This window comes from candidate division KSB1 bacterium (genome assembly GCA_022562085.1).
GTDB lineage: Bacteria > Zhuqueibacterota > Zhuqueibacteria > Oceanimicrobiales > Oceanimicrobiaceae > Oceanimicrobium.
Map to the genome: position 1 here is coordinate 1209 of JADFPY010000343.1, position 3702 is coordinate 4910.

The following is a 3702-nucleotide window of genomic DNA, read 5'->3' on the forward strand; positions in this document are numbered from 1 at the left end:
ACAAAAATGGAAACCGCTTCAAGAAGAGGATAAAATTTTTAGTTATAGGTGGATCTTAAATGAATAACAAAAGTATTTTTATTTCGATTACGATATTCTTTTTTGGTACTGTTTTCGGTTCGTTTTTCGCAACAATTGTTATACGTGAGGCGGTACCCCTCCGAGATCATTACGTAATGATAATCATCAGTTTTGTTAGTTCCGCGATTTTGATGCTGGGGTTACTCTTTTGGTATTTTAAAGTGGTTAATTCCTGCAAAAAAGTTTTTGGTGAGAAAGGTGGAGGGATGATTAACACCATCATGAGCTTTCTTTTGGTTAGCATCGGAATCTTTTATCTTTTGGTAGTGAGCATTTTTTATATGGCGATTGCGTAAAAATTTCTGTTTTACATGAGTGTTTAAATCCCGAATTTCAATATTTGTTGAAAATTTTTGTGGAAACTTAAAAAGTTAAGTGCTATAATTCATGAAATCACTCTACAAAATATGACCGCAAAATTAATTCTCGACGATGGATCGGTATTCACTGGAAAGGCCTTTGGTGGTTCGAAGTCCACTTCAGGCGAGGTCGTGTTTAATACCGGAATGGTGGGCTACCCAGAGTGCTTCACAGACCCCTCCTACAAAGGTCAGATTCTCATTTTAACTTATCCATTAATCGGCAACTACGGCGTTCCTTCTCTCGTGTCCAAAGATGGGCCGCTGGGTCAGGATTTTGAGTCTGGGCGAATTCAAATCTCCGGTCTCGTTATATCCGAATATTCAGTTAATTTCAGCCACTGGAAAGGCGTGCTAAGTCTTGATGACTGGCTGAAGAAATATGATGTTCCCGCGGTTTCCGGAATTGATACCAGACTTCTCACTCAGAAGCTAAGAGAGCAAGGTTCGATGTTGGGCAAACTGGTCGTGCAACAGAACGATGTTGAGATGGTCGATCCGAATGCTCGCAACTTAGTTGCAGAGGTCTCCTCCAGCAAGCCGGAGTGTTACGGTGAGGGCAAAAAGCAGCTTTTGCTCATCGATTGCGGCTGCAAATTTAATATCATCCGTTCACTGGTCAAAAGGGGATTTTCAGTTAAAACCGTGCCCTGGGATTGGGATATCTCCAAAGAGCAGTTCGACGGCCTGGTGATTTCAAACGGCCCCGGCTCGCCGAAAATGGCTGCCACCACAGTTGAAAATGTTCGCAAACTTTTAAAGCGGAATATGCCAATATTTGGGATTTGTCTTGGCAATCAAATATTGGCGCTGGCAGCCGGCGCTGATACCTATAAACTGAAGTATGGACATCGCAGCCAAAATCAGCCGTGCCTGATGGTTGGCAGCAAACGTTGTTTTATCACTTCGCAAAATCACGGTTATGCCGTGGATGAGAAGACTTTGCCGGAAGACTGGGAACCATGGTTTTTCAACGGCAACGACGGCACGAATGAGGGTATTCGCCATCGCACCAAGCCTTTCATGAGTGTGCAATTTCACCCCGAGGCAAGTCCCGGTCCTGTGGATACCGACTTTCTCTTCGATGAATTCAGTTCGATTCTTTAAGTATGATCAACCACGTTAAAAAAGTCATCATTCTTGGCAGTTCGGCCCTAAAAATCGGCGAGGCCGGTGAGTTTGATTATTCCGGTAGCCAGGCCATCAAAGCTCTAAAGGAGGAAGGAATTCAAACTGTATTAGTAAATCCGAATATTGCCACGATTCAGACTTCCGAGCACCTCGCGGACGATGTTTACTTCCTCCCGGTTAACGCAGATTTTGTGGAAAAAGTCATTGAAAAAGAAAGACCTGACGGCGTCCTCCTTTCTTTTGGCGGGCAAACCGCACTTAATTGCGGCCTTGAATTGGCTAAAAATGGAGTGTTTGAAAAGTATAAAGTCAATGTACTCGGGACGCCTCTTCAAGCAATTATAAATACTGAAGACCGGGGACTCTTTATCGACCGGCTCAATGAAATCGATGTGAAAACTCCACGCAGTGTCGCAGTCAATTCCAGTGAAGAGGCTCTGAAAATCGCCAAAGAAATCGGCTATCCGGTGATGATTCGAATCGCTTTTGCACTGGGCGGCTTAGGCTCTGGCGTCTGCACCTCTGAGGATGAAGTCCGGGAGTTGGCTGACAAAGCGTTTTCTTTCACCCATCAAATTTTGGTTGAAGAGTACCTCGAGGGTTGGAAGGAGATCGAGTATGAAGTAGTGCGCGATCTCCACGACAATTGCATCACGATTTGCAATATGGAAAACTTCGACCCGTTGGGAATTCACACAGGGGAGAGCATTGTTGTGGCGCCAAGCCAGACGTTGAACAACCACGAGTATCATTGGCTGCGCGAGATTTCAATTAAGGTGATTCGCCACATCGGTATCATTGGTGAGTGCAACATTCAGTACGCTTTGGATCCAAAGTCGGGAGATTACCGGGTAATCGAAGTGAATGCGAGATTATCACGAAGTTCTGCGCTTGCCTCCAAAGCAACCGGATACCCTCTGGCATTTGTTGCAGCTAAATTAGCGCTCGGACATAGTTTGACCCAATTGAAAAATTCCATCACGCAGACGACAATGGCCTGTTTCGAACCTGCTCTGGATTATATCGTCGTTAAAATTCCCCGCTGGGATCTTAAAAAATTTCGTCATGTCTCTCACCAGATTGGCTCCGGAATGAAATCGGTTGGCGAAGTAATGGCAATCGGCCGTTCGTTTGAGGAGGCTTTGCAAAAAGCCTTACGGATGTTGGATATTGGTGTGCTGGGATTAACTGGGAATGATCATTTAAAATTTGATGATTTTAAAGACGAATTAGAAAATCCCACCGAAGAGCGTGTTTTTGCAGTGGCTCAGGCGCTTCAATCCGGGCATTCTGTTGAAGCTGTCCATAAATTGACCCACATCGATAAGTGGTTTCTTTATAAAATTCAGCATATTGTTGACATTGAAAATGTAATTGCGGTCTATAAAAACGGTATTTGCCCAAAAGGAACTTTGCTTGAAGCGAAGCAAACAGGCTTCTCGGATCTGCAAATCGCTTCGATATTAAATTGTGATGAAGATGAAGTTCGCGGCATGCGCAAAAATTACGGACTTAAGCCTTGTGTAAAACAAATCGACACGCTGGCTGCTGAATATCCTGCGAAAACAAATTATTTATATCTTACTTACAATGGCGCTTCGGATGATGTGGAATTCAGGAATCAAAACACAGTTATCGTCTTGGGTTCAGGTGTTTACAGAATTGGCAGTTCAGTGGAATTTGATTGGTGTTGTGTAAATGCCGTGGCGACTCTACGAAAAATGGAGTACCAGACGATTCTAATTAACTGCAATCCCGAGACCGTTAGCACGGATTTTGATGAATGCGATCGGCTTTACTTCGATGAACTGAGCTTTGAGACAATTTTTGATATTTATGAAAGAGAACACCCGCTGGGAATCGTGATTTCTATGGGAGGGCAAGTACCCAATAATCTGGCTGTCAAGTTTCAGCGGTACGGTTTGAAAATTTTAGGAACCTCCGCTGAGAATATCGACCGAGCTGAAGATCGCCATAAGTTTTCCTCTCTTTTAGACACCCTTGAGATCGATCAACCCGAATGGAAAGAGTTGCTCACCCTTAAAAATGCGAAGAAGTTTGCCAACGAAGTTCAATACCCTGTTTTAGTACGACCGTCTTATGTATTGAGTGGCGCTGCGATGGGAGTTGC

General features: G+C 44.0%; 3 protein-coding genes. All 3 read left to right on the forward strand.

Translation table 11 applies throughout. From position 1 onward, the window contains the following. Nucleotides 1-59: 59 nt before the first annotated feature. Nucleotides 60-377 carry a hypothetical protein gene (locus tag IH879_19735; protein MCH7677159.1) on the forward strand — a complete coding sequence of 106 codons (318 nt, stop codon included), beginning with the start codon at nt 60-62 and terminating at the stop codon, nt 375-377. 111 nt (nt 378-488) lie between these two features. After that, the gene (carA, locus tag IH879_19740; GenBank protein MCH7677160.1) at nt 489-1547 is read left to right on the forward strand and encodes a glutamine-hydrolyzing carbamoyl-phosphate synthase small subunit; all 1059 of its coding nucleotides are present in this window, start codon (nt 489-491) and stop codon (nt 1545-1547) included. A 2-nt stretch (nt 1548-1549) separates the two neighbouring features. Then, nucleotides 1550-3702: carbamoyl-phosphate synthase (glutamine-hydrolyzing) large subunit (gene carB / locus IH879_19745; protein MCH7677161.1), on the forward strand; the 2153-nt coding region annotated here is incomplete at its 3' end.

Bases quoted from the DNA above. Each gene is read 5' to 3' on its own strand.
- IH879_19735 (MCH7677159.1), top strand. From the start codon at position 60: ATGAATAACAAAAGTATTTTTATTTCGATTACGATATTCTTTTTTGGT.
- carA (MCH7677160.1), top strand. From the start codon at position 489: ATGACCGCAAAATTAATTCTCGACGATGGATCGGTATTCACTGGAAAG.